The following is a 23,582-nucleotide window of genomic DNA, read 5'->3' as shown; positions in this document are numbered from 1 at the left end:
CGTGGACTTCCTGAAGACCCCGGAGCGATTCCGGGAGATCGGCGCCCGGATCCCCAAGGGAGTGCTCCTCGTGGGCCCTCCCGGTACGGGCAAGACCCTGATCGCCCGCGCCGTCGCGGGTGAGGCGGGCGTGCCCTTCTTCACGATCTCGGGCTCCGACTTCGTCGAGATGGTCGTCGGCGTCGGCGCCAGCCGCGTCCGCGACATGTTCGAGCAGGCCAAGAAGAACAGCCCCTGCATCATCTTCATCGACGAAATCGACGCCGTCGGTCGCCATCGTGGCGCCGGCCTTGGCGGTGGTAACGACGAACGCGAACAGACCCTCAACCAGCTGCTGGTCGAGATGGACGGCTTCGAGGCCAATGAAGGCATCATCCTGATCGCCGCCACCAACCGTCCCGACGTGCTCGACCCGGCCCTGCTGCGTCCGGGCCGTTTCGACCGCCAGGTGGTGGTGCCCAACCCCGACGTCGCCGGCCGCGAAAAGATCCTGCGCGTCCACATGCGCAATGTGCCGCTGGCCGCCGATGTCGACGTGCGCACCCTGGCCCGCGGCACGCCCGGCTTCTCCGGCGCCGACCTGGCCAATCTGGTCAACGAAGGCGCCCTGCTGGCCGCCCGCAAGAACCGCCGCATGGTCACCCACGACGACTTCGAGATGGCCAAGGACAAGGTCATGATGGGCGCCGAGCGCCGCTCGATGGCCATGAACGAGGAAGAAAAGCAGCTGACCGCCTATCACGAGGGCGGCCACGCCCTGGTGGCCATGACGGTTCCGTCCGACACCGGGGTGATGGGCACGGAGACCGAAGGACCGGCGTTGGGGAAATTGCTCTCGTCGCGGTTGGGGGCGAGGCCCTTCTCAAGCAGATCCTTGATCTCCTGACCGGACAGGGTCTCGTACTCGAGCAGGGCCTGGGCCAGGGTTTCCAGATCGGCGGCCTTGTCGGTCAGGATCTGGCGGGCCTCGTCCCAGCCGGCGCCGACAATGCGCTTGACCTCGGAATCGATGATCCGGGAGGTCTCTTCCGAGACATTCTGGCTACGCGCGACCGAGTGGCCAAGGAAGACCTCCTGCTCGTTCTCGCCATAGGCCACGGTGCCGAGGATGTCCGAGAAACCCCACTGGGTGACCATGCGGCGGGCCAGTTTCGAGGCCTGCTGGATGTCGGAGCTGGCCCCCGATGTAATATTTTGCTTGCCGAAGATCAGTTCCTCGGCCACGCGGCCGCCGGCCATGATGGCGATACGGTCGACCATCTGCTGGTACTTCATGGAGTAGCGGTCACCTTCCGGCAGCTGCATGACCATGCCGAGCGCCTGACCACGCGGGACGATGGTCGCCTTGTGCACCGGGTCGGCCATCTTGACGTTCATGGCGACGATGGCGTGGCCGCCCTCATGATAGGCGGTGAGGCGGCGCTCTTCCTCGTTCATGGCCATGGATTTGCGTTCGGCGCCCATCATGACCTTGTCCTTGGCGTCCTCGAAGTCGCGGTGGGTGACCATGCGACGGTCCTTGCGGGCCGCCATCAGGGCCGCCTCATTGACCAGATTGGCCAGATCGGCGCCGGAAAACCCGGGGGTGCCGCGGGCGATGGTCTTGACCACAACGTCCGAGGCCAGGGGCACGTCCTTCATGTGCACGCGCAGGATCTTCTCGCGGCCGTTGACGTCGGGGTTCGGCACCACGACCTGACGGTCGAAACGGCCGGGACGCAGCAGAGCCGGGTCCAGCACGTCGGGACGGTTGGTGGCGGCGATCAGGATGATGCCTTCATTGGCCTCGAAACCGTCCATCTCGACCAGCAGCTGGTTCAGGGTCTGCTCGCGTTCGTCATTGCCGCCGCCCAGTCCGGCGCCACGGTGACGACCGACGGCGTCGATCTCGTCGATGAAGATGATGCAGGGGGCGTTTTTCTTGGCCTGTTCGAACATGTCGCGCACGCGGCTGGCGCCGACGCCGACGAACATCTCGACGAAGTCCGAGCCCGAGATGGAAAAGAAGGGCACGCCCGCCTCGCCCGCGACGGCGCGGGCCAGCAGGGTCTTGCCGGTGCCGGGAGGGCCCACGAGAAGCGCACCCTTGGGAATCTTGCCGCCCAGTTTCTGGAACTTGCCCGGATCCTTGAGGAAGTCGACGACCTCCTGAAGCTCCTCCTTGGCCTCGTCCACGCCGGCGACGTCGTCAAAGGTCTTGCGGCCCTTGTGCTCGGTCAGCAGCTTGGCCTTGGACTTGCCGAAGCCCATGGCCCCGCGCGCGCCGCCCTGCATCTGGCGCATGATCAGGATCCACAGGCCGATGATCAGCACGAAGGGCAGCAGGCCGATGAGGGCGCTGACCCACAGCGACTGGCGCGTGGTCTTGACGTCCACCGCCGCGCCGGACGCCTGAATGGTGTCGACCAGGGCCGCGTTGGGCACGGGGGTGATGACATTGACCACCTTGCCGTCGCGCAGGGTCGCCTTCACCATTTCACCGCGCACCTCGATCTTGAGGATGTTGCGGTCGTCGCGGGCCTTGAGCAGGTCGGAATAGCTCATCGCCACGGGGCGAGCCGCGGCCTCCTTGGCGCCGGGGGCAGCCGTGAGGCCGCCGGGGCGGGTAGCGCCGACATAGAAGGCCATGGCCCCCAGGATGATCACGCCCCAGATGGCCAGATTGCGCAGATTCATTCTCGTCTCGTTCCCTGGGTGCGCCGAAGCGCCCGTTCGTCAGTGATGTCAGCGCCCGAAAATAGGTGGTTCCGGGGCGATGCGCCATGGAGGGCGCCGCCAAGGTCCCGTTCGTGCGTCATTCGGTCCAGCGCCAGCGCCAATCTTTGCTCGACCAGCGACCTCGCCTTCGCCGCCCTCCCTGCAAGAACCGGCGCAGTCGCATTGTTCCGGATCAGCACGGGCATGGACCCGCGGGCGGCGGGCGGCAGCGCCTTCAATACGGCCCGGTCGGCGTCGGACAGGGCCGCCATACGCCCGGCGGCCGGCGCGACGGACCAACCGGGCGAATCGGCCGTGATCGCCCAGCGGCCGTCCCAGACGGTCTCAACGCCGGGGATCAGCGGCAGCGGCGGGCGAGGCCGGCGGATGAACTCGCCCGCTTCGCGGATGAGGAGGGTTTGATCGCCCCGCGCTTCGATCCGGGCGCCGCAGAGGGTGGCTGTGAAATCTTCGCCTCCGGCCAACCGGGCGTGAATGGCGTCCAGACGATCCCGGCGTGGAAGCCGGTCGCCGCCGCCGACGCAGACGAGGGCGGCGGCGAGGCTGGCGGCGTCGGTGTCCCGGCCGATGTTGAACGACCCCTCTCCCATGGGGAGAGGGCTTGAGCGCACGGCGGCGGAGCCGTCGTCCTTGCGCTTAAGGGTGAGGGGGTCCGGTGGGCGCGTTTCCTGGCGTCGTAACCCCTCATCCTCCCACCCGGCTGTCGCCGGGCGGGTCCCTCCTTCTCCCAATGGGAGAGGGTATAGGGAGCGCCGGGCACGGCTCCTCGCAAACCTGGGATCCTCATTCCCCGGATCATCAATCCAGCCCGCTCCCTGCCCCGCAAGCCAGTCCCGCACCTCCCCCCGCCCCGCCCCCAGCATGGGACGCAGCAGCATCAGTCCCCGCCCCTCGGGCCAGGCCGGGGACGGGGACCAGTCGCGCAGCCGGCCCAGGGTCGATCCCTCAGCCCGCATCACCTCGCCCTCGGCGATGTCGTCAGCGGTATGGGCGAACAGGACGACCCGCGCCCCGGCCTTCCGCGCCGCTTCGGCGATCAGGCGATGGCGGGCCATCCGGGCGGCGGCGGGCAGGCCGGTCGCGGGCTTGGGGCCGGTCCAGCAAAGGCCGCGCCAGTCGGCTCCGGCCTCACGAGCGGCGCGTTCGGCGAAGGCGGTCCAGGCGGCGCTGTCGGGGCTCAGTCCGTGATCGACAGTCAGAGCCAACAAGCGTCGACCGTTCGCTCGCGCCCAGTCGGCGGCGAGGCGCAGCAGGGCGAGGGAGTCGCCGCCGCCGGACAGGGCCAGAGCGAGCGGGCGATCAATGTCGGCTTCCAGACGCGCGGACAGCCCGGCCTGCGCGGGCCCGGTCCAGTCCGCGGGGGCTGAGGTCAGCCCGGTCTCCGGGCCGGCGGCGCGGCCGGGCAGCCGATACGGGTCCGGGCCTCGGCTGCCCGCGCGCGCACGGCCGGGCTGGCGGCTTCGGCGTAACGGCGGGTGTATTCCGTCAGGGCGGTGCAGGCCTGGGTCTTGCGGTCGGTGGCGTTCAGGGCGTCCGCCAGCTCCAGGGTTGTCGAAGCGGCCCAGGGCGCGGCCGGCCAGCCTTGCAGCGCCGTGGCATAGGCGGAGACGGCGCCGGCGGGATCGCCGGCGGAGACGCGCAGGTCGCCGAGACGGCTGGAGGCCTCACGGGCCTGTGGCGTGTCGGGCCAGGCGGCGATGACGGTCTGCAAGGCGCGGTCGCCACGCGCCGGATCGCCGGCGGCCAGCCGGACCGCGGCGGTCAGGTCGCGCGCGGCGTCGCCGGTCGGGGAGGTGTTCGGGATGGGCGCGTTCAGCTCAGCCTCGCGCGTCGCCGCCGCCTCCATGGTGCGGATCCGGCCCTCGGCGTCGCGGACGCGGGTTCCGAGCGCGGTGTTGTCGCGTCCGGCCTCGTCCAGCTGGAAGGTCAGGCGTTCAAGGTCGCCGTTCACGCGCTGGACCGTCGCCTCCATGTCGGCAAGCCGGCGGTCCATCAGGCCGACGCGGCCCTGCAGGGCGATGACCTCGGGATCCGGCTCGATGATGACCGGCTGGCCGGCGGCGTTGCGCTGGGTCACCGCGCGCTCGAGGCGGCGGACGTTGCGGTCCAGCTGGTCCAGCCGCCGCTTGTCCCACTGCACCGGCTCCAGCGGCGTGGTCTGGGCCACGACCGTGGTCGTGCCCGCGATCAGGACGACGCCCAGAACGGAGATCAGGGCGTTGCGAGAGCGGAGGGCAGCGGGAAACTTCAGCATGGTCATTGTCGTCCCACCGATTTAAGGCCGGTTCAAGGTCTCCTCCCCATCGCGAAGCGACGGGAAGGAGGCCATGTCCTAGCGCGACGCGCCCGAGACGATAGCGGTGTGGGCGTTGCGGTTGCGTGCGAAGGCTTCCTCGTTCGAACCGGCCGCGATCGGGCGTTCCTTGCCGTAGCTGATGGTGTCGATGCGGCCGGCGGAGACGCCGCGCTCAACCAGATAGCTGCGCACCGATTCGGCGCGGCGGGCGCCGAGGGCCAGGTTGTATTCGCGGGTGCCGCGTTCGTCGGCATTGCCCTCGATGCGGATGGTCACGTCCGGATAGCGCTGTAGCCAGGCCACTTGCGCATCCATGCGCGGATAGGCTTCCGGACGGATCGCATAGCTGTCGAGATCGAAATAGACGCGGTCGCCGACATTGACGACGAAGTCCTGTTCCGAACCCGGCGCGGCGGCGCCGAGATTGCCGCCCGACACCGGACCTGCGCCGTTGTCTGTGTACTGGTCATTCCCGGCGGGCGGGATGTCATTGCCGGCGCCGGTGCTGGCGGGCGTGCGGGGAGTACAGGCGGCGATAGCGGTCACGGCCACGCCGACGGCGGCCAGACGGACGAGGGTCGAGGGCTTCATCATCGGGTCGTCTCCTTGAGTGGAGGCCGGAGCCTCCAGCTTGGCTGTAAAGGGTTGCTACTGACGCGCCAGCGGTTTCGCCAGTCGCGATAACGCGGGTTTGAGCCGAAAGGCTCCTGAAGTGATCAGGTGGGGCAGCCGTCCGGGCCGCCGCCGCCGAGGTTGACGGGCTGTTCGTCGAGCAAGGGCGACCACGCCGGATCAGTGCCGCGCCCCGAATACCCGGCCTGCGACACCACGCGGCCCGAAAGGTCCACGGTCCACAGGCGGGTGTCGCCGCCCGGCGACTGGCGCGCGAACATGATGTAGCGGCCGTTGGGCGCCCAGGACGGACCCTCCTCGAAATAGCTCGACGACAGGATGCGCTCGCCCGAGCCGTCGGCGGCCATGACCCCGGTCGAGAACCGGCCTCCGCCCTGTTTGGTGAAAGCGATCAGGTCGCCGCGCGGGCTCCAGTTCGGGGCGGTGTAGAGGCCGCCGCCGCGCGAGATGGCGCGTTGGCCCGAGCCGTCGGCCCGCATGGTGTAGAGCCGTGCGCTGCCGGACCGGTCCGAGGTGAACACGATCTGGCTGTTGTCCGGGCTGAAGGACGGGGAGGTGTCGATGCCCGGGTCGCTGGTCAGGCGGCGCAGATTGCGGCTGGCCAGGTCCATCACATAGACGTCGGTATTGCCGCCCCGGATGATCGAAAAGGCCATCTTCGACCCGTCGTTGGAGAATCGCGGGGCCAGCACCTGGCCGTCGAACTCGCCGAGACTCTCGCGCCGTCCAGTCGACAGGTTGAACAGATAGATGCGGCTGTAGTCCCGGCCCAGCGCCACATAGGTGATCTCATTGGGGTCGTTCAGCGAGAAGCGCGGCGACATGATCACCTCGTCGCCCTGGGTCAGATAGACGGGGTTGAACCCGTCCTGGTCCGAAATGGCCAGGCGCGACAGCCGGTTCAGCTGGGTGCCGCTTTCCGAGACGAAGATCACCCGGCTGTCGAACAGGCCGGTCTCGCCGGTCATGCGCTGATAGATCAGGTCGGCGATCTTGTGGCCGATGCGGCGCCACTGCTCGGGGGTGGCCGTGAATTGGTAGGAGGCCAGCTGGCACTGGCGATAGGGGTCGTAGAGGCGGAAGCCGAAATCGTTGCGGCCGTCGGGCCGGGGCGTCACCGCGCCGTACAGCACCGCCTGGGCGCCGATCGAGGTCCACTGCGGGAAATTGGGGGCATTGGCGAGGGTCAGGCCGGTCTCGACGAACCCGGCCGGGTCGAGCGGCTCGAAATAGCCGGAGCGGCGCAGGTCGGCGCGGATCACCCCGCCCAGGTCGGCGCCATTCTGGCCGTTGAAATTGACCACGGCGATCTGATAGGGGCGCAGCACGCCCTGATCGATGATGACCTCGACCGGATCGCCGGATTGTTGCGGGGCGGGGGGCGTCTGGGCTGTGGCCGCGCTCACCGTCATCGCCAGGACGGCGACGCTCGCCAGAAGTCGGTTCAGACGCATCAAGGGCTCCCGCAAGTTCAAGCTTCGCCGGTCCTTATCGCCAGACCGTGCGCAGAAAACCAGCATGGCCGCGAATGGGGCGACTTTCAGGCCCTGTCACGCTTCGTCAGGTGATTGTGACGCGGAATGCGCCGGGCGGCCTCAGTTGCCGCAGATGCGGCTGGTCAGGAACGTCGTGCGCGCCGTGCCGCCCTCGAAGCCCGCCGGCACATCGAAGGGCGCGGATTGGTACAAGGCGCGCTCGGCGCCGGCCGCGACGGCGATCCAGACAGGATCGGATCGGCGGCCGATCAGCGTCGGCGCGCGGGCGATCCTGCCGTCACGCGTCAGGGTGACGTCCATCTGGATGCGCATGTTCTCAACGCCGGGCGTGTCGCAGGGCGGAGACCAGTTGCGATAGACCTGATTGAAGATCGCCTGCCACTGCAAGGGACCAGTGGCCTGAGACGCCGTGCCCGGGCCGCTCTGACCGGTCGGCGGACGGGGGCCGGGACGCGGCCCCGGGCGGGGCGGGCCAGCGAGCGAGTCGAGATCGAGCGTGTCCTCCCGGCGCGGCGGGGTGCGCGGCGGCGGAGTCCTGGGCGGCGGCGTCGTACGCGGCGGGGGTGGACGCGGCGTGGCAGCCTTCTTGACAGGGGCCGGAGTCGGCAGCGGCGGAACGGGCTCGGGCGGGATCGGCTCGGGCGGCGTCGGGGCGACCGGCGCCGTCGCGGCGTCCTCGGTGACCAGTTCGTCGTCGGGATTATCGGCGGCGGCGGCCTCAATGATCGTGTCGGAGATGATCGACACCGGTACGGCCGTCTCCATCCTGACCGGCTCACGCGTGAAGCCGAGCAGGCCATAGCCCAGCACGCCGAGAACCACCGCCGCATGGACGACGATCGACGCGACCAGGGAGGAACCGGGCCTCTCCAAGCCGTCAGCCCTCCTCGTCCGTCGGGGCGCCGCCGGCCGTGTCGGTGATCAGGTTCAGCCTGGTGAAACCGGCCGAGGACAGCCGCGCCATGACGCGGGCCACGGCCTGATAGGGCGCCCGGCCGTCGCCGCGCACGGAGACGGCCTTCTCGCGGGCATCGGCCCCGCCTTCTTCCGCCACGGTCAGCACGAGGCGGTCGAAGCTGACCTCACGCTCGCCGACATAGATGGTGCCGTCGCGCTTGATCGAGATGATCACCGGATCGTCGGAGGCGTCGACCGCGCTGGCGTCCGTCTTGGGCAGTTCGACCGGCACGGCCACGTTCAGCAGCGGCGCCGAGATCATGAAGATGATCAGCAGCACCAGCATCACATCGACCAGCGGCGTGACGTTGATCTCGCTCAGGGGCCGTTTGCGCGGCCGCCTGCGGCCCCGGACGTGTCCGCCACCGCCGCCTCCTGCGAGCGCCACGCTCAGAGCTCCCGGCGGCTGTGGTCATACAGCCCGGACGAGTGGGCCGGCTGCGGCGCGGGGCTTGTCGGTCCGCCAAGACGGCGCGCCACGGCGGCCTGAAGATCGTCGGCGAAACTCTCGAGCCGGCCGGTGAACTTGCCCGCGTCGATCGAGAATTTGTTGTAGGCGATATAGGCCGGAATGGCCGCGGCCAGACCGAGGGCCGTAGCGAACAGGGCCTCGGAGATCGCGGGCGCCACGGTCGCCAGATTGGTGTTTCCCGACGAGGCGATGGCCCCGAAGGCGTTCATGATCCCCCAGACCGTACCGAACAGGCCGATGAAGGGCGACGACGTCGCCACAACCGACAGCACGCCCAGCCCGTTCTCGACCCGTTGGCCCTCGCGGGCGATCAGGCTGTCCAGCGCGCGGTCGATGCGCGACATCAGCAGATTGGCCTGGTTCTCGGTCAGCGGCCCGCGGGTGCGCGCCTCTCGCCAGTCGGCCAGGGCGATGACCAGCATGCGGGGCAGCGGATGCACCGGATTCGGTCCCGCCTGGGCGGCGACATCCTCCAGCGGCCGGCCCGAGCCGACAGCGTCCTCAAAGGTGTTGGCCTGGCGGTTCAGCGCGCTGAACCGCATGGCCTTGTCGATGATCACGGCCCACGACCACAGCGAGGCGATCGCCAGGCCGACCATGATCGCCTGCACGACGATATCGGCCTCCATGAACAGGGCTACCGGGTTCATCATCGAGGCTTCGGCGGCGGTGGTCATTCAGGCGTCCCTTGCGTCTGTCCATCCACTGTGCACCGGACGGGCGTGGCCGTTGTGTGGCGGTTTGAGCCGGGTCTAGCGACGTGTGGCCGCGGCGTCACCTGTCTGCACGTGACAGGCGGGAGAAATGGTCAAGCTTCGCGCGCCAGCCACGGCCCGATCCGGTCGCGCAGGGTCTGGGTCGGTCGGCGCGGCCGCCCGTCCATATGGATGCAGACCACCTCGACCGCGGCCCGGCACAGCACGTCTTCGCCGTGCGTGATGGCCTGTGAGATCAGCAAGCGCGGGCCCTTGATGGCGTCATAACGGGTGCGGACCAGCAACTGGTCGTCAATCCGCGCCGGTTTGAGGAAGCTCAGTCCCATTTTCGAGACCACGAAGGCCATCGGCCTGTCGCCGTCCAGCAGTTCGGCGTGGCCGATCCCCATCAACCGCAGGCAGTCGGAGCGCCCCCGCTCGAAATAGCGGACATAACTGCCGTGATAGACCAGACCGGTGAAGTCGGTGTCCTCGTAATAGACGCGGACCGGCAACCGATGCTCGCGCCCCTCGAAGCGGCCGGCGGTGGGGGTGTCGGGCTGGTTCAATCGACCACAACGCTCCCAGCGGGCGGCTCCGGAAAGCCCGGGCAGTCGGTCGCGATCATGGCGCGGAACTCCCCGTTCAGCGGGTCTTCGCTCAGCAACATGCGATTGGGTCGCGAGATGAAGCCCACACCGAGATAATCCCGTCCGGCGGCCACGTAACCGCACACGACCCGTCCGCGACCCGGCTCTATCAGCCGAACCTCCGCCGCCGGCCCCAATTGCTCGCGCGCCTGGCGCAGCACGCGGCGGGACGCCGGCTCCTCCGTGAGGCCTCCACCCGAGCCTTGCGTGACGAACCACAGCGCCAGAGCGCCGAGGACGATCACCGCCACGCCCAGCACCGCGATCAGTCTGTCGGATCGTATCGCCCGTCGCGCCATGCGGCCTCCCTGAAGCGCAACCATGCCGGGGTTCGGGCGGCAGGTGAAGCCTGGGGCGGTGGATTGGAGCATCGTGAACTGGATGCTAGGCCTTGGGCCTTCAACGGGAGGGAATGATGCGACGCACTCTGGCCTTGGCTCTGGTCCTGACGCTGGGAACCGCCGTTCCCTTGCAGGCGCAGACGCCCGCTCCCGTTACGGCTGCCACTCCGGCGCCTTCCACGCTGCAGGAGGCGATCCCGGTCATCGACGCGGCCTTTGACCGCTGGCAGGCCAACGCCCACGCCCCGGGGCTGGTCTATGGCGTGGTGCAGGACGGCCGGCTCATCCACCTGCGCATGACGGGCATCCGCACGATCGACGGCCCCGCCGTGACGCCCGACACCCTGTTCCGCATCGCCTCCATGTCCAAGGCCTTCACCGCCCTGGCGATCCTGAAGCTGCGCGACGAGGGCAAGCTGTCGCTCGACGATCTGGCCGAGACCCATGTGCCCGAGATGGCGAACTGGACCTACGCCACCGCCGACTCGCCGCGCATCCGGGTCCGCGACCTGCTCAACCATACCGGCGGCTTTGTCACCGACGACCCGTGGGGCGACCGCCAGCAGGTCATCACCGAGGCCGAGTTCACCCGGATGCTGACCGACGGCGTGCCATTTACCCGGGCCCCGCAGACGGCGTTCGAATATTCCAACTTCGGCTACGCCCTGCTGGGCCGGATCGTCACCAACGTCTCGGGGCGGCCCTACAACGAATACATCGAGGCCGAGATCATGGCCCCGCTGGGCATGACCTCCAGCGGCTACGACGTCTTCGCCTCCCCGCAGGACCGCCGCGCCATCGGATACCGCTGGGAGAACGACGCCTGGTCGCGGGAGCCCGACATGCGGCACGGCGTCTTCGGCTCCATGGGCGGGGTCCAGACCAGCGCCGAGGACTATGCCCGCTGGATCTCCTTCCTGCTGTCGGCCTGGCCCGCCCGCGACGACCCGGAGACCGGCCCGGTCCGGCGCTCGACCGTACGTGAAATGGCCCAGGGCTCGAATTTCGTCTCATCGCGCAGCCGCGCCGGCGCCGACGGCCAGCCCTGCCCCGGGGCCGGGGCCTATGGCATGGGTCTGCAGGCCAACACCGACTGCGAGATCGGCGCGTTTCTGGCGCACGGCGGCGGCTACCCCGGCTACGGCTCTTACATGATCCTGATGCCGGACCGGCGGACGGGCTTGTTCGCCTTCTCCAACCGCACCTACGCCGGGCCGTCAGGCCCGCTGCTGGAGGCCGCCTCGACCCTCGTGCGTGGCGGGCTGGCCCCGGTCCGGCCGCTCGCGACCAGCGACATCCTCGCCGAACGCTATCTCGACCTCGGCCGCATCTGGGCGGCTGGGGACGTGAGCGTGGCGGGCGACCGGCTGGCGATGAATTTCCTGATGGATCGTTCGGTGGAGAACTGGCGGACGGTGCTGGGGGCGCTCCGGACCGACGCGGGCGCCTGCGCCACAGATGCGCCGATCACCCCGACGGGCGACCTGTCCGGGACCTTCCGCTGGACCTGCGACAAGGGCCTGATCGAGGGCCGGCTGCTGCTGGCCCCGACCCGGCCTGTAACCATACAGGCGCTGAATTTCCGATTCACGCCGACGCCGGCTCCGGCACCGCAATAGGCGTGATCAGGCGGCGTGCTTCTTCCGCGCCGCCTCGGTCAGGGCCTCCGCCATCCGCTCCCGCCAGTCCTCGCCTTCCTCGGCGAAGGCCCGAATCGTCGCCGCAGGCAGGTTCAGCGCCACCTCTTCCCCAGCAACCAGGCGCGCATAAAGTTCCGGCAGCACCTCACGCAGAGGCCGCGCCGTGGCGAAGGCCTCGTCGGTCAGTTCCGGGTTGTCATCATCGTCAATCTCGACGTCGTCGTAGTCGTCAGGATTGAGAACCCACTTGTCCGCCATAGCGGCGCACCTCTCGCTTGTTTGCTCGCCTCAAGCTGATCACCCTGTCGCCGCCTGAGCGGGGATTGATGACCAACACATGCAGTCTTCCTTCAATCATACCATAAACCTGAACACGGACCTCACCGTAGTCCCGGCGGGTATCGACCACCTTGAGAGCGGTTTCAAAATCGAACGAATGGGCCTTCTCCAAGGACAGGCCGTGCTTGACCAGATTGGCTTGGTCCTTCGGAGAATCGAAGGTGAAGGATCGTCTCATTTTCCGAACAGCCCACCTTGCTCCACCGGCTTGGGCGGCTCGACCAGACCGAGGTGGGCATAGGCCCGCGCGCAGGCCATGCGGCCGCGCGGGGTGCGCTGGATGAAGCCCTGTTGCAGCAGATAGGGCTCGATCACGTCCTCGACCGAGTCGCGCGCCTCGGCGATGGCGGCGGCGAGGGTGTCCATGCCGACCGGCCCGCCGCCGTAGTTTTCGATCAGGGCCTTGAGGAAGCGGCGGTCGAGGCTGTCCAGCCCGGCCTCATCGACCTCCAGCCGCGCCAGCGCGCGCGCAGCGGCCAGCCGGTCGATGACCGGCGAACCCTCCGCCTCGGCGAAGTCGCGCACCCGGCGCAGCAGCCGTCCGGCCACGCGCGGCGTGCCGCGCGAGCGGCTGGCGATCTCGCGCGCGCCCTCGTCATTGACGGCCACGCCCATCTTGCGCGCCGCCCCGGTGATGACCCGGACCAGCTCCTCGGGCGTGTAGAATTCCAGCCGCAACGGAATGCCGAACCGGTCGCGCAGCGGCGTGGCCAGCAGCCCCGCCCGCGTCGTCGCCCCGACCAGGGTGAAGGGCGCCAGATCGATCCGCACCGACCGCGCCGAGGGCCCCTCGCCGATGATCAGGTCCAGCACATGGTCCTCCATGGCCGGATACAGGATCTCCTCGACCGTCGGGGCGAGGCGGTGAATTTCGTCGATGAACAGCACGTCGCGCGGTTCGAGATTGGTCAGGATGGCGGCCAGATCGCCCGCCTTGGCCAGGATCGGGCCGGAAGTGGCGCGGAAGCCGACACCGAGCTCGCGCGCCACGATCTGCGCCAGGGTCGTCTTGCCCAGCCCCGGCGGGCCGAACAGCAGGACGTGGTCCAGCGACTCGCCCCGGCCTCGCGCCGCGTCGATGAAGACCTTCAGATTGCCCTTGGCCTGCTCCTGGCCGACAAATTCCGACAGGGTCTGCGGCCGCAGGGCGCGGTCGTGGGTCTCGCCGGGGGCGGGCGCGCCGGAGATGATGCGGTCGTCAGACATGCGCCGCCCCAGTGGCGAGTGGCGAGGGGCGAGTGTCGAGCACGCCTGCCGCAAACGAGAGAATCCAACCGGTACGGCCAGGAACAACTCCGACATCACGGAGAGTTCCTCGCCACTCGCCACTCGCCACTCGCCACTCCCTCCTCACCGTCCCAGCTCCTGCAGGGCGGCGCGGATGACTGCCGACAGATCGGCCTCATCGCCCAGCCGGATCAGCGCCTGATCGACGGCGCGGCGCGCATTGACCTCGGCCACGCCCAGGCCCAGCAGAGCCGAGACGGCCTCGCCCGTGACGCTGGGCGTCGCCGGCGCGATCTCGGCATGGGCGCCGGGGGCCGAGGGCGTGAACGAGGCGTCCCCCAGCGGCTTGCCCTTCAGTTCGGTGACGATGCGCAGGGCCAGTTTGGGGCCGACGCCGTTGGCCCGCGCCACCGCCGCCTTGTCCTCGCGCGCCACCGCCGCCGCCAGCTCGCCCGGCGGCAGGACGTCCAGCACCGACAGCGCCGCCTTGGGGCCCACGCCCTGAATAGCGGTCAGGGTGGTGAAGGCGCGCCGCTCATCGCGGGTCAGGAAGCCGTACAGCCGCGGCCCGCTCTCAGCGTTCCAGTTCGACTCGATATGCAGGGTCACCTCATCGCCGGGCGCCGGCAGCCGGCCCAGGGTCCGCGCCCCGCACGCCACCACATAGCCCACGCCGGCGCAGTCGATCAGACAGTGGTCCGCCTCGACCTCGGCCAGCACCCCTCTCAGACGACCGATCATGATGTAATCCTCCCCCGTCGGGGGAGGGGGGCCGCGAAGCGGGGGAGGGGGCTCACCCGTACCTCCGGTGTCCGGGTCCGGCCCCCTCCACCATGCTTCGCATGGTCCCCCTCCCCCGATGGGGGAGGAATGAGCAGGGCCCGCTTGCGCATCTGCGCATGGGTGATGGCCACCGCCAGCGCATCGGCGGCGTCGGCCTTTACATCCCCCGCGGAGGGCAGCAGCCGCTTCACCATGAAGGCGATCTGGATCTTGTCGGCATGGCCGGCGCCGACCACGGCCTTCTTGATCAGGTTCGGGGAGTACTCGGCGACCGACAGGCCGCGCCGCGCCGGGGCCAGCATCACCGCCGCCCGGGCATGGCCCAGCTTCAGGGTCGAGACCGGGTTCATATTGACGAACACTTCCTCGATCGCCGCTTCGTCGCAGTCATGGTCGTGGCAGACCTGACCCACCGCCTCGAGCAGGAACAGCAGCCGTTCGCTGAAAGGCGCGGCCTCGGGCGGGCTGATGACGCCATGGGCGATCCAGCGCAGACGCGACCCTTCCGCCACCAGCACGCCCCAGCCGGTGCGGCGCAGGCCGGGGTCCAGCCCCAGGATTCGAGTCGAAACGTTCGTCATTCGTTCCATTCATGCCTCAATCCCGGTTACCGAACAATGACCCGGATTCGGACCGTCTCAATTGTCGCGCGGCATGACCGAGAACCCGGCCAGGCCGGGAGTGGCTGAAAGCCGCCGGACGACCGAGTCGATTTCGAGCGGCATCTGGCCCCGAGCCTTGATGTGATGCTCATGCATCTGACCGTCAGGGCTGACGACGTGGCCGATCTGGACGCACTTCAGGGCGCTGTCGGCCAGCAGGGCGCGCACGGCGGCTTCGCCCGGGGCGGCGGCCCGCGTCCAGCGCAGGTGCAGGTCCATGACCCCGATCTGGGGCAGGCGCGCATCCAGCAGCCGCAGGACGGCGAGCACCCCGAGCGTCGCCACGGATCCGATCAGCGCCAGGTTCCACATCCCCACGCCGAACAGCACCCCGACGGCCGATGTCACCCACAGCGAGGCCGCCGTGGTCAGGCCCTTGACCGAAAAGCCCTCGCGGAAGATCACCCCGGCGCAGAGGAAGCCGATGCCGGTCAGCAGGCCGTGCGACATCCGCGTCGGGTCGATCACCACCGTCTGCCCCGGCAGGGCGGTGAAGGCCCAGGTCGACTGGTGCATGGCCGCTAGCATCAGCAGACAGGAGGTCAGACACACCAGAATATGCGTGCGGAATCCGGCCGGATGCCCGTGATAGGTCCGCTCGACCCCGATCAACCCGCCGGCCGTCATGGCCGCCAGGACCGGCCACACCAGATCCCAGTTCATTTGTGTAAATCGCTCCGCTGACTGACGAATCTTCAGCCTAGCGCCGGCAGAGCTTGTCGATCAAGGACCGATCTATTCGGTGGTCTTGCCGTCGAAATGTTCTTCCTTCGCCTCGGCCTCGGCCCTGGTGGCGCGGATGACGCCATCCTTGTGATCGGGGGGACCGTAGATCGTGTACAGGGTCAGGGGCGCGTCACCGGTGTTGACCACATTGTGCCGGGCGCCGGCGGGCACGATGATGGCGTCGTCGTCCTTGATCGGCGTGCGCTTGCCGTCGATCAGCACCTCGCCCGCGCCGGATTCAATGCGGAAGAACTGGTCGTGGTCCTCGTGGACCTCCTCGCCGATCTCCTCGCCCGGCTTCAGGGCCATCAGCACCAGCTGCAGATATTCGCCGGTGTAGAGCACGCGGCGGAAGTCCGTGTTTTCGGTGGTCAGGGTTTCGATGTTGTCGACGAAGCCTTGCATGGGAAATCCTTGGGGAGGGAGACAGGAGGGTCAGTGAGATCGGCATTCTGATGGTGCGAACCAGGCGGGCGCCTTGCCCGCCGACGTCCGCTCAATGCCACGGCAACGGTTGCGCGGGCCTGCTGTTCCGCCCCGGCCCGTTCCGGGCTAGTGTCCGCGCCTGACCGGGGAATACAGCGATGTCGAGTTCAGGCGGGGCGGTGGTCGTGGCCATGGCGCGGCGGGCCGAGCGAGCGGTGGTGCAAACTCTGCGCGAGCATGGAGCTACATCAGCGGACCGGGCAGCGCCCCTGTCGTTGAACCGCCCCGGCGGCCGGGCGGCCGTGAAACGGCTGGTGCGGCGCGAGGCCGTGCGCGAGAGCGGCGACCGCTACTGGCTGGACGAAGCCGCCTATGAGACGATGCGCGACGGTCGCCGGGTCCGCGCGGTCTTCGCCATGATCGTCGTCGCGGCCATCGTCATTGCGATCATCGCCTTCGGGGCCTTCCGGGCCTGAGCCCGGTTCGCGGCTCGCGGCCCCTGTGGGGAACAGATCGTGCGCACCGGGGCGGCACTCCCGCATGAGCAGTTGCTCGATCTGGCCGACGCCCTGCACAGCCTGATCCGCCTTCGCCGGCCGGGACGGCCGATCCGGCGCACCGACGCCTGGGTCGAACCCCGCGCCTTCGCCTGACGAGCGTCAGCCCGCGTACTTCGTCAGGTCGTCGTCCGAAATGTCCTCGTTCGAATAGACGTTCTGAACGTCGTCCTCGGCGTCCAGCGCATCGAACAGCTTCATCAGCGTGCCGACTGCCTCGCCGGTGACCGGAACCTCGGTCTGCGGGCGCCAGACCAGCGCCGTCGACCTGGCGTCACCGAGGATTTTCGACAGGGCCTCGGCCACTTCATTGAGGTCCTCGAAGGTCGTCCAGATGGTGTGGCCCGGCGCGTCCTCATAGATGTCCGGCTTGACCAGATCGCTCTCGACGTCCTGCGCGCCGGCCTCGATGGCGGCCTCCATGACCGCGTCCTCGCTGCCGGCCTCGGCCGGGTATCTAATCTGTCCAACTCTGTTCCACATGAAGGCGACCGAGTTCATCTCGCCCAGCTGGCCGCCGTTCTTGGTGAAGCAAGACCGGATGTTGGAGTTGGCGCGATTGCGGTTGTCGGTCAGGGCCTCAACGATGATGCCCACGCCGCCCGGTCCCCGGCCCTCGTAGCGGACCTCTTCCATCGTATCGACGTCGCCGCCCGCGGCCTTGTTGATGGCCCGCTGGATCACGTCGCGCGGCAGGCTCTCGGCCTTGGCGTTGTTCACGGCCAGACGCAGGCGCGGGTTCATATTGATGTCGGGCATGCCCAGTTTGGCCGCCACGGTGATGTCGCGCGACAGTTTGGAGAACAGCTTGGAGCGCACCGCATCGGCGCGACCCTTGCGGTGCATGATGTTCTTGTACTTTGAGTGGCCGGCCATGTGAGCGTCGTCTTGCTGAGAGTCATGAAAGTCGGAGCCGGCATCTAGCCGATGGCGGAGAGCCTGTCACGGCACGGCGCCGCTCCGCGTCGGGTTTGGGGCAGGAACCGGGGCGCGCGGCGCGGATTACATCTGCAACGCCACCGGAGCCTCCCATGACCGTCGAAGACGCCATCTACGACCCCGATCTCTACGAGGACAGCGATCTGGACCTTGACGACGCCGACCTCGTCGAATGGTACGAGGCCCGCTCGGTCAACGTCTCCACCCCCGTGGCCGCCGGCGCCATCATCGCCGCCTTCACCCTGGGCGTGCTGACCGCCGTGGGGGCGCTGGCCCTGATGGGACGGCTGGACGACTAAGAGTGAGGGTTCTCCCTCCCCTCATGGGGAGGGTGGCTGTCGCGATAGCGACAGACGGGTGGGGTGGAGGAGGAGGGTCGCACGGCGACCCGACGACGGCCGCAGGGTCTTTCGCTGCCCTGATATACCCCACCCTGTCGTCGCTTTGCGCCGACATCCCTCCCCATGAAGGGGAGGGAGAACGCCAGCATCAACTTTTCAGACTCTCCAGAAAGCCCCGCATCTTGTCGTCCACCGAGACCGGCCGCTTGCTCTCGCGGTCGACATAGACGTGGACAAAATAGCCGACCGCCGCCGCCTCCTGCTCCTTGTTGCGGAACAGACCGACCTCGTAGCGGACCGATGACGTGCCGACGTGCGCCACCCGGACGCCGGCCTCGATCTCGTCCGGAAAGGCGGTCGGCGAGAAATAGCGGCAGCCCGTCTCGACCACCAGGCCGATGGTCTTGCCCTCGTGGATGTCTATCAGGCCGTTGACGACCAGCAGCCGGTTCACCGCCGTGTCGAACCACGAATAGTAGACGACATTGTTCACATGACCGTAGACGTCATTGTCCATCCAGCGCGTGGATATGGCCTGGAACCGGCGATAGTCGCCCCGCTTCGTCCGTTCGATCGTTCCGGTCATCTCATCCCTTTTTGCGCTATCGCTCGGCGCGCGGCGCCTCGCTGCTTGAGTGCGATTGGCGCGCTTCATTGAGTCCCAGCCTTGGGCTTGGCGGACGCGGCGTCAAGCGCCTAGCCTCCCCGGATGCAGACCACCGCCGCCGTTCTCAGGACCACGGGCGCCGCCCGCCCCTATGCCGACAGCCGCCCGCTGTCGCTCGAGACGGTGACGCTCGATCCGCCCGGCCGGGGGGAGGTGCTGGTGGCCATAAAGGCCGCCGGCCTGTGCCATTCGGACCTCAGCGTTATCAACGGCGACCGGCCCCGGCCCTTGCCGATGGCGCTGGGCCATGAGGCGGCGGGGGTGGTCGAGGCGCTGGGTCCCGGCGTGACTGATCTCGAAATCGGCGACCATGTCGTCATGGTCTTCATGCCCAGCTGCGGCCATTGCGGCCCTTGCGCCGGCGGACGCCCCGCCCTGTGCGAGCCCGGGGCGGCGGCGAATGGCAAGGGCGAACTGCTGACCGGTGGCCGGCGCATCCACAATGCGGCGGGCGATCTCAATCACCATCTCGGCTGTTCGGCCTTTGCGGCGCATGCGGTGGTGTCGCGCCGATCGCTGGTGAAGGTCGACCGCGACCTGCCGTTCGAGCACGCCGCCCTGTTCGGCTGCGCGGTGCTGACCGGGGTCGGGGCGGTGGTCAATACGGCGCAGGTTCGGGCCGGCCAGAGTGTGGCGGTCATCGGCCTCGGCGGTGTCGGCCTGTCCTCGGTGCTGGGGGCGCTGGCCGCTGGCGCCGGGCCGGTGGTCGCCGTGGATATCAGCGAGGACAAGCTGGCCCTGGCGCGCAGCCTCGGGCCGGTCCAGACGGTCAACGCCGCCGCCCCCGACGCCATCGAGCAGGTCCGGGCCCTGACCGGCGGCGGGGTCGAGTTTGTGTTCGAGATGGCCGGATCGGTCGCGGCGCTGGAGGCGGCGTGGCGGATGACGCGGCGCGGCGGGACCACCGTCACCGCGGGCCTGCCCCCGCCCGACGCCGCGCTGGCGGTCAATGTCGTCCAGCTGGTCGCCGAGGAGCGGACCCTGAAGGGCAGCTACATCGGGACCTGCGTGCCCAGCCGCGACATCCCTCGTTATGTCGCCCTGTTCCGGCAGGGGCGGCTGCCGGTCGACCGGCTGCTGAGCGGGACGATCGGGCTGGAGGGCATCAACGCCGCCTTCGACGATCTGGCCGACGGCCGCGCCGTGCGGACGGTGATCCGCTTTTAGGCCTTGTCCCGGATCCGCATGGCCCCGCCGGCGGCCCCCGTCTGCACCTCGAACCGCCCCGTCGCCCGGATCAGGTCCGACAGTTTGGCGTGGCCGTAGGAGCGCTGGTCGAAGTCCGGATAGGCGTTGCGCAGCCGGTCGCCGAGGCCGCTGACCGTGACCCAGCCGTCACCGTCCTCGTCCATGTCGGCGATCACAGTGGCGATCAGACGGGCCGCCTCGACCGGCTTGCGCTTGCCCGGGGCCGCCGAAGAAGCGCCCGGTGTCGAGGTCGCCATAGCCGCTCGCCCGCCAGCCGCCGGCGCCGGCTCCTCGGCCGCGGGCGCGGTCAGGTTCTCGGTGTAGATAAAGCGGGTGCAAGCCTGGCGGAAGCTCTCGGGCGTCTTGCGCTCGCCGAAGCCATAGACATCGACCCCCTCCTCGCGGATGCGCGACGCCAGGCGGGTGAAGTCCGCGTCCGAGGAGACGAGGCAGAAGCCGTCGAACCGGCCCGAATGCAGCAGGTCCATGCCGTCGATGACCAGGGCGATGTCGCCCGAATTCTTGCCCTTGGTGTTGGCGAAATTTTGCTGCGGCTGGATGGCGAACCGGGCCAGCACCCTGGTCCAGCCGCCCAGCTGGGCCGAGGCGAAATCGCCGTAGATGCGCCGCGCCGAGGCCTCGCCCAGGGTGGCGATCTCGGTGAACAGAGCCTCGGCGATGCGGGCCGAGGCGTTCTCGGCGTCAATCAGTACGGCGAGACGGGGAGCTTTTGAGACGACGGTCATGCGGACATGCTCTCGACCGCAGCGCGCCCCGGGTCAATGCCGTCAGTTCGCGACCGCCGGCGCCGCCCTCATCAGCAGACCGTCGATCGGCTGCACCACGCCGTTAGAGGCCACGGTCTCGGAGCCGCTCAAGCGCGCGCGGGCGCCGTTGTCGCCCATGACGATCACAGTCTCGCCTTCCTTCGAAAAGGTCAGCAGGCTGTTGGCCATGGTGCGCATCTGGACTTGGCCCGAGCCCTCGCGGGCGATGGCGGCCTCAATGTCGGCGCGGGTCAGGGCCCCAGGCACGATGTGGGCGCGGAGCATGGCCGCGCCTTGGGCCTTCATCGCCTCATCGCCCAGATCGCCGGCCGAGGCGGTGAAGGCGGCGTCGGAAGGGGCGAACACCGTATAGGGACCCTTCCCCGCCAGCACGTCGCCGAGGGCGGCGTTGTCCAGCACCCGTTCGAGCGTTCCGAACGCGCGGTCGTCCTTCAGCGTCGCAGCGATGGTCCGGTTCGAGGGCGCCGCAGCCCCCGTCCCGTCCGCCTTGCCGGCGCCGTCGCCGCACCCGGCCAGAGCCATCACACAGAGGGGCGCCAGCGCCCACCGCATCGTCAGTCCCATTCTCGTGCTCCGGATCAGGTCAGCAGCTGGATGACGGCGGTGATCAGCTGGGTCTTGGGATCCGCCTGGTACACATAGCCGTCGTTGTAGCGATACATGGCATTGGCGTTGTCGGCGTACTGGCTCCGGTAGGCGGAGGGCACGTTGTAGATGTCATAGCCGCTGGGCATGGCCTGGCCGACGCTGAGGTTCTGACCCGTCAGCAGGGCCGCGACCTGACTGATCATCTGCGTCTGCGGATCGACGCCGTACAGGGCGCCGTCGGCATAGCGGTAGTCCCGGCCCTGCGGCAGGCCGAAATAGCTGGAATAGTACTCCGGCGCCGCCTGATACGCATACTGCGACGGCCATGTGGCGCCGGGGGCCAGCGCCCCGCCGAGTACGGGCAGATAGCCCAGCAGCGAACCCTGCTGGTTCATCCGGTACAGATAGCCATTCTCATAGCGGTAGCGGGAGTCGTCCCCGTCCCGGCGCCACAGCGACTCATAGCGGTCGGCGGCGGCGTCGCGGGCGATCCGACGCGCCTGTCCCGGCGGCAGGCAGCCGTTATCCTTCCGGGCCAGCCCGGGCGGGCAGCCGGCGATCAGGCCGCGGTCGCGGTCGCGCTGGAAATAGACCACGGGGCGGCCGTCGCGGGTCTGGAACACCTCGCGCGCCACCTCGCGGCGCATCTCGCGCCGGTCGTCGCGACGGTCCTCGCGGTATTCCCGGCGGTCGTCATCGTCGCGGTCATCATCGTCGCGGTCATCATCGTGGCGGTTGCCACGGACGATCTCGATGACGCGCGTGTCCGGGCGTTCGGCGCGGCGATCATCGCCCCGGCCATGGCCGTTGCCGCGACCATTGCCGCGGTCGTCATCGCCGCCACGATCGCCGCGTTCCTGGCGGTCGCCGCGTTCCTGGCGGTCGCCGCGCTCCTGGTGGTCGCCGCGTTCCTGGCGGTCGCCATGGCCGGGAGCGTCGGCCAGGGCCGCCGTCGGGGCGGCCAGTGCGAGCAGGAGGGCGGAGGTGATCGAGATACGCTTGTACATGGGAAGCCTCTTTCGGTTCCCCTCCGTAACGTGCGGGGATGCGGGGCGTTCCCGATCGCGCCGCCGGGCGCCCCCGGCGGCGCCGCGAGGGTGCGGGCGGACCAGTGATGGGCTAGAGACTGCGGCCATGACCCAGTCTTCCGAAAACCCCGCCGGCCTGCGCCGCCTGCTCGACCTTCCGGGCGTCGATGCGCTCGAACTGAAGGCGCTGATGAAGCCGCGCGCCGCCGACCCGGACGAGCGCCATGAATTCCCCGACATCGCCGAGGCCATCGATGAAACCGCCCGCGCCGCCTTCGGCCTGACCCCGGATGAGGCGGGCGCCGTCGCCCTGCCGGCCGACTGGGACGGCATCGAGCGGCTGGATCCCGCCGACATGGCCGAGGCCTTCGCCGCCGAAGGCTGGGACGTCATGGACGCGCGGCGCAAGCCGCTGCGCATGCTGGCCCACTGGGCCCTGCCGCTGGCCCTGTCGATGCGCGGCGTCGCCGGCGCCTTGCCGTTCCACGCCGAGCCCGACCAGCCGGTCACCGACTGGGGCTCGAACCTGAAGTCGGAGGCCACGCGGTTCAGGAAGCGGTAGCGGCATTCTTGTTGGGCCGCGGTCGTCGGCCCTTCGGGGCCTCCCGACCCGACGCGGCCAGGCGCTTCGCGCGGCTCCCCGGTCACCGACCAGCGGGGTCCCGCGCCTCGGCCCCGTCCTCGCCTTCGCCCCCGGCTTCAAGGCGGGTGGGGGATGTGATCGCCTCGGGCCCCCACCCCAGCACCTTGCGCCGCACCGCCTCGAAGGCCGCCTCGTCCGGCTCCGCCCCGCCCCATTCGTCGTCCCCGCGCCGCCCGGCCCGTTCCGCCAGCCGCGCATAGCTCTCGGCCAGCGCAGCCAGCGCCCTCGCCTCGTTCCACAGCCGCCCCTTCATCGCCCGCCCCGACGCCAGCGTCGCCGCCCGCGCGAGGGCGGCCGGGTCGGCGGCCTCGGGGTCGTCGGTCGGCGCCGGGGCGAAGAGGTTTTTCAGCGCCCGCTGCTCACGCCTCGCCGGCTCGGCCCGCACCGCCTCGGCCGCCTCGATGGCCTTGGCATGCTCCCTCGCAAGCTGATCGCCGTTCCGCTTCTTGCTCCAGCCCGCGCGCCCGGCCTGATAGTAGACCGACCCCGGCGACACCTTCCATTTGACCGCCAGCTCCCGCGCCGTCGCGCCGCTGCGATAGGCTTCGACGACCTCCACCCAGGTCTCCTTGCTCAGGTGATAGTGACACGGGACGACGGGAGGGCGTGTGGGCATGTCGGAGACTCTACGGCGCCCCGAAGTCCTGCTGAGGAGAAAGCCGGAAACGCCGGCTGCGGCTGAAATCGGAGTGTCGGAATAGAGGCCCCGCCCCTCACGCCATCACCCTCCGCTTTCGTCATTCCGGGCGCAGAGACGCGCAGCGGCTCGCAGACCCGGAACC

28 protein-coding genes and 2 pseudogenes are annotated in these 23,582 nt (G+C 69.2%); 7 read left to right on the top strand and 23 right to left on the bottom strand.

The annotated features are described in order from the left end of the window. A pseudogene (locus tag Q8K49_RS01775) lies at window positions 1–778 on the top strand (ATP-dependent metallopeptidase FtsH/Yme1/Tma family protein); the annotation flags it as partial. Here the strand turns inward: Q8K49_RS01775 and ftsH are convergent. From ftsH to Q8K49_RS01725, 10 genes are all read right to left on the bottom strand, one after another. After that, the gene (gene ftsH, locus Q8K49_RS01770) at window positions 739–2,676 is read right to left on the bottom strand and encodes an ATP-dependent zinc metalloprotease FtsH (RefSeq protein WP_305303706.1); all 1,938 of its coding nucleotides are present in this window, start codon (window positions 2,674–2,676) and stop codon (window positions 739–741) included. The pseudogene Q8K49_RS01775 and the gene ftsH overlap by 40 nt on opposite strands. Beyond that, window positions 2,673–4,022: a tRNA lysidine(34) synthetase TilS gene (tilS, locus tag Q8K49_RS01765; RefSeq protein ID WP_305303712.1), complete on the bottom strand. Its 1,350-nt coding sequence runs from the start codon at window positions 4,020–4,022 to the stop codon at window positions 2,673–2,675. Before tilS ends, ftsH begins: the two co-directional genes overlap by 4 nt. A gap of 65 nt (window positions 4,023–4,087) precedes the next feature. Then, window positions 4,088–4,972, bottom strand: a complete 885-nt coding sequence (locus Q8K49_RS01760) for a tol-pal system YbgF family protein (protein ID WP_305303705.1) — start codon at window positions 4,970–4,972, stop codon at window positions 4,088–4,090. Between the two features lie 78 nt (window positions 4,973–5,050). Beyond that, window positions 5,051–5,605, bottom strand: a complete 555-nt coding sequence (pal, locus tag Q8K49_RS01755) for a peptidoglycan-associated lipoprotein Pal (RefSeq protein WP_305303711.1) — start codon at window positions 5,603–5,605, stop codon at window positions 5,051–5,053. A gap of 125 nt (window positions 5,606–5,730) precedes the next feature. Beyond that, window positions 5,731–7,101 carry a Tol-Pal system beta propeller repeat protein TolB gene (gene tolB / locus Q8K49_RS01750; RefSeq protein ID WP_305303704.1) on the bottom strand — a complete coding sequence of 457 codons (1,371 nt, stop codon included), beginning with the start codon at window positions 7,099–7,101 and terminating at the stop codon, window positions 5,731–5,733. Window positions 7,102–7,242: 141 nt separating this feature from the next. Beyond that, the gene (locus Q8K49_RS01745) at window positions 7,243–8,016 is read right to left on the bottom strand and encodes a hypothetical protein (RefSeq protein ID WP_305303703.1); all 774 of its coding nucleotides are present in this window, start codon (window positions 8,014–8,016) and stop codon (window positions 7,243–7,245) included. Window positions 8,017–8,020: 4 nt separating this feature from the next. Further along, the gene (locus Q8K49_RS01740) at window positions 8,021–8,488 is read right to left on the bottom strand and encodes an ExbD/TolR family protein (protein WP_305303702.1); all 468 of its coding nucleotides are present in this window, start codon (window positions 8,486–8,488) and stop codon (window positions 8,021–8,023) included. A gap of 2 nt (window positions 8,489–8,490) precedes the next feature. Continuing rightward, window positions 8,491–9,249 (bottom strand): protein TolQ, encoded by a 759-nt coding sequence (tolQ, locus tag Q8K49_RS01735; RefSeq protein ID WP_305303701.1) that lies wholly within the window; start codon window positions 9,247–9,249, stop codon window positions 8,491–8,493. A 131-nt stretch (window positions 9,250–9,380) separates the two neighbouring features. Further along, entirely contained in the window at window positions 9,381–9,836 is a 456-nt protein-coding gene (ybgC, locus tag Q8K49_RS01730) for a tol-pal system-associated acyl-CoA thioesterase (RefSeq protein WP_305303700.1), read from the bottom strand. Continuing rightward, window positions 9,833–10,216 (bottom strand): hypothetical protein, encoded by a 384-nt coding sequence (locus tag Q8K49_RS01725; protein ID WP_305303699.1) that lies wholly within the window; start codon window positions 10,214–10,216, stop codon window positions 9,833–9,835. Before Q8K49_RS01725 ends, ybgC begins: the two co-directional genes overlap by 4 nt. Before the next feature lie 113 nt (window positions 10,217–10,329). Between Q8K49_RS01725 and Q8K49_RS01720 the strand changes: the two genes are divergently transcribed. Beyond that, window positions 10,330–11,877 carry a serine hydrolase gene (locus tag Q8K49_RS01720; RefSeq protein ID WP_305303698.1) on the top strand — a complete coding sequence of 516 codons (1,548 nt, stop codon included), beginning with the start codon at window positions 10,330–10,332 and terminating at the stop codon, window positions 11,875–11,877. A 6-nt stretch (window positions 11,878–11,883) separates the two neighbouring features. Here Q8K49_RS01720 and Q8K49_RS01715 read toward each other — a convergent pair whose 3' ends face one another. From Q8K49_RS01715 to Q8K49_RS01685, 7 genes and pseudogenes are all read right to left on the bottom strand, one after another. Then, window positions 11,884–12,156, bottom strand: a complete 273-nt coding sequence (locus Q8K49_RS01715) for a BrnA antitoxin family protein (RefSeq protein ID WP_305303697.1) — start codon at window positions 12,154–12,156, stop codon at window positions 11,884–11,886. After that, on the bottom strand, window positions 12,128–12,415 hold the full coding sequence (locus Q8K49_RS01710) for a BrnT family toxin (RefSeq protein WP_305303696.1): 288 nt from the start codon (window positions 12,413–12,415) through the stop codon (window positions 12,128–12,130). Before Q8K49_RS01710 ends, Q8K49_RS01715 begins: the two co-directional genes overlap by 29 nt. Further along, window positions 12,412–13,443: a Holliday junction branch migration DNA helicase RuvB gene (gene ruvB / locus Q8K49_RS01705; RefSeq protein WP_305303695.1), complete on the bottom strand. Its 1,032-nt coding sequence runs from the start codon at window positions 13,441–13,443 to the stop codon at window positions 12,412–12,414. The genes Q8K49_RS01710 and ruvB overlap by 4 nt, the downstream gene beginning before the upstream one ends. A gap of 144 nt (window positions 13,444–13,587) precedes the next feature. Next, the gene (ruvA, locus tag Q8K49_RS01700) at window positions 13,588–14,205 is read right to left on the bottom strand and encodes a Holliday junction branch migration protein RuvA (protein WP_305303694.1); all 618 of its coding nucleotides are present in this window, start codon (window positions 14,203–14,205) and stop codon (window positions 13,588–13,590) included. A gap of 134 nt (window positions 14,206–14,339) precedes the next feature. Beyond that, window positions 14,340–14,828, bottom strand: a pseudogene (gene ruvC, locus Q8K49_RS01695) (crossover junction endodeoxyribonuclease RuvC); the annotation flags it as partial. Between the two features lie 57 nt (window positions 14,829–14,885). Next, window positions 14,886–15,572: an MgtC/SapB family protein gene (locus Q8K49_RS01690; protein WP_305303693.1), complete on the bottom strand. Its 687-nt coding sequence runs from the start codon at window positions 15,570–15,572 to the stop codon at window positions 14,886–14,888. 72 nt (window positions 15,573–15,644) lie between these two features. After that, window positions 15,645–16,040 (bottom strand): cupin domain-containing protein, encoded by a 396-nt coding sequence (locus Q8K49_RS01685; protein ID WP_305303692.1) that lies wholly within the window; start codon window positions 16,038–16,040, stop codon window positions 15,645–15,647. Window positions 16,041–16,219: 179 nt separating this feature from the next. Between Q8K49_RS01685 and Q8K49_RS01680 the strand changes: the two genes are divergently transcribed. Further along, the gene (locus tag Q8K49_RS01680) at window positions 16,220–16,537 is read left to right on the top strand and encodes a hypothetical protein (protein WP_305303691.1); all 318 of its coding nucleotides are present in this window, start codon (window positions 16,220–16,222) and stop codon (window positions 16,535–16,537) included. Between the two features lie 39 nt (window positions 16,538–16,576). Next, entirely contained in the window at window positions 16,577–16,714 is a 138-nt protein-coding gene (locus tag Q8K49_RS01675; protein WP_305303690.1) for a hypothetical protein, read from the top strand. A gap of 6 nt (window positions 16,715–16,720) precedes the next feature. On the opposite strand, the gene Q8K49_RS01670 is transcribed toward Q8K49_RS01675, so the two are convergent. Beyond that, window positions 16,721–17,494 (bottom strand): YebC/PmpR family DNA-binding transcriptional regulator, encoded by a 774-nt coding sequence (locus tag Q8K49_RS01670; protein WP_305303689.1) that lies wholly within the window; start codon window positions 17,492–17,494, stop codon window positions 16,721–16,723. 155 nt (window positions 17,495–17,649) lie between these two features. On the opposite strand from Q8K49_RS01670, the gene Q8K49_RS01665 reads away from it, so the two are divergent. Continuing rightward, a complete protein-coding gene (locus tag Q8K49_RS01665; RefSeq protein WP_305303688.1) occupies window positions 17,650–17,856 on the top strand; it encodes a hypothetical protein in 207 nt (68 codons plus the stop codon). Between the two features lie 190 nt (window positions 17,857–18,046). On the opposite strand, the gene Q8K49_RS01660 is transcribed toward Q8K49_RS01665, so the two are convergent. After that, complete coding sequence (locus Q8K49_RS01660; RefSeq protein ID WP_370867714.1) at window positions 18,047–18,484, bottom strand: acyl-CoA thioesterase; 438 nt, start codon at window positions 18,482–18,484, stop codon at window positions 18,047–18,049. A gap of 123 nt (window positions 18,485–18,607) precedes the next feature. Between Q8K49_RS01660 and Q8K49_RS01655 the strand changes: the two genes are divergently transcribed. Then, window positions 18,608–19,732, top strand: a complete 1,125-nt coding sequence (locus Q8K49_RS01655; RefSeq protein ID WP_305303686.1) for a zinc-dependent alcohol dehydrogenase family protein — start codon at window positions 18,608–18,610, stop codon at window positions 19,730–19,732. Here the strand turns inward: Q8K49_RS01655 and Q8K49_RS01650 are convergent. From Q8K49_RS01650 to Q8K49_RS01640, 3 genes are read right to left on the bottom strand one after another with little or no spacing between them, the layout of a single operon-like run. Continuing rightward, window positions 19,729–20,499, bottom strand: a complete 771-nt coding sequence (locus tag Q8K49_RS01650; RefSeq protein WP_305303685.1) for an NYN domain-containing protein — start codon at window positions 20,497–20,499, stop codon at window positions 19,729–19,731. The two genes, Q8K49_RS01655 and Q8K49_RS01650, sit on opposite strands and share 4 nt — an antisense overlap. Window positions 20,500–20,541: 42 nt before the next feature. Further along, window positions 20,542–21,105 (bottom strand): fasciclin domain-containing protein, encoded by a 564-nt coding sequence (locus Q8K49_RS01645; protein ID WP_305303684.1) that lies wholly within the window; start codon window positions 21,103–21,105, stop codon window positions 20,542–20,544. Between the two features lie 14 nt (window positions 21,106–21,119). Then, a complete protein-coding gene (locus Q8K49_RS01640; RefSeq protein WP_305303683.1) occupies window positions 21,120–22,136 on the bottom strand; it encodes a hypothetical protein in 1,017 nt (338 codons plus the stop codon). Between the two features lie 127 nt (window positions 22,137–22,263). Here Q8K49_RS01640 and Q8K49_RS01635 point away from each other — a divergent pair, with 127 nt between their 5' ends. Beyond that, the gene (locus tag Q8K49_RS01635) at window positions 22,264–22,719 is read left to right on the top strand and encodes a hypothetical protein (RefSeq protein WP_305303682.1); all 456 of its coding nucleotides are present in this window, start codon (window positions 22,264–22,266) and stop codon (window positions 22,717–22,719) included. Window positions 22,720–22,801: 82 nt separating this feature from the next. Here the strand turns inward: Q8K49_RS01635 and Q8K49_RS01630 are convergent, their stop codons facing one another. Then, window positions 22,802–23,416: a hypothetical protein gene (locus tag Q8K49_RS01630; protein ID WP_305303681.1), complete on the bottom strand. Its 615-nt coding sequence runs from the start codon at window positions 23,414–23,416 to the stop codon at window positions 22,802–22,804. Between the last annotated feature and the right edge of the window lie 166 nt (window positions 23,417–23,582).

This window comes from Brevundimonas sp. (genome assembly GCF_030682035.1).
Taxonomy (GTDB): domain Bacteria; phylum Pseudomonadota; class Alphaproteobacteria; order Caulobacterales; family Caulobacteraceae; genus Brevundimonas.
Note: the sequence above shows the minus strand (reverse complement) of the source record. Positions and strands in the feature narration are given on the sequence as shown.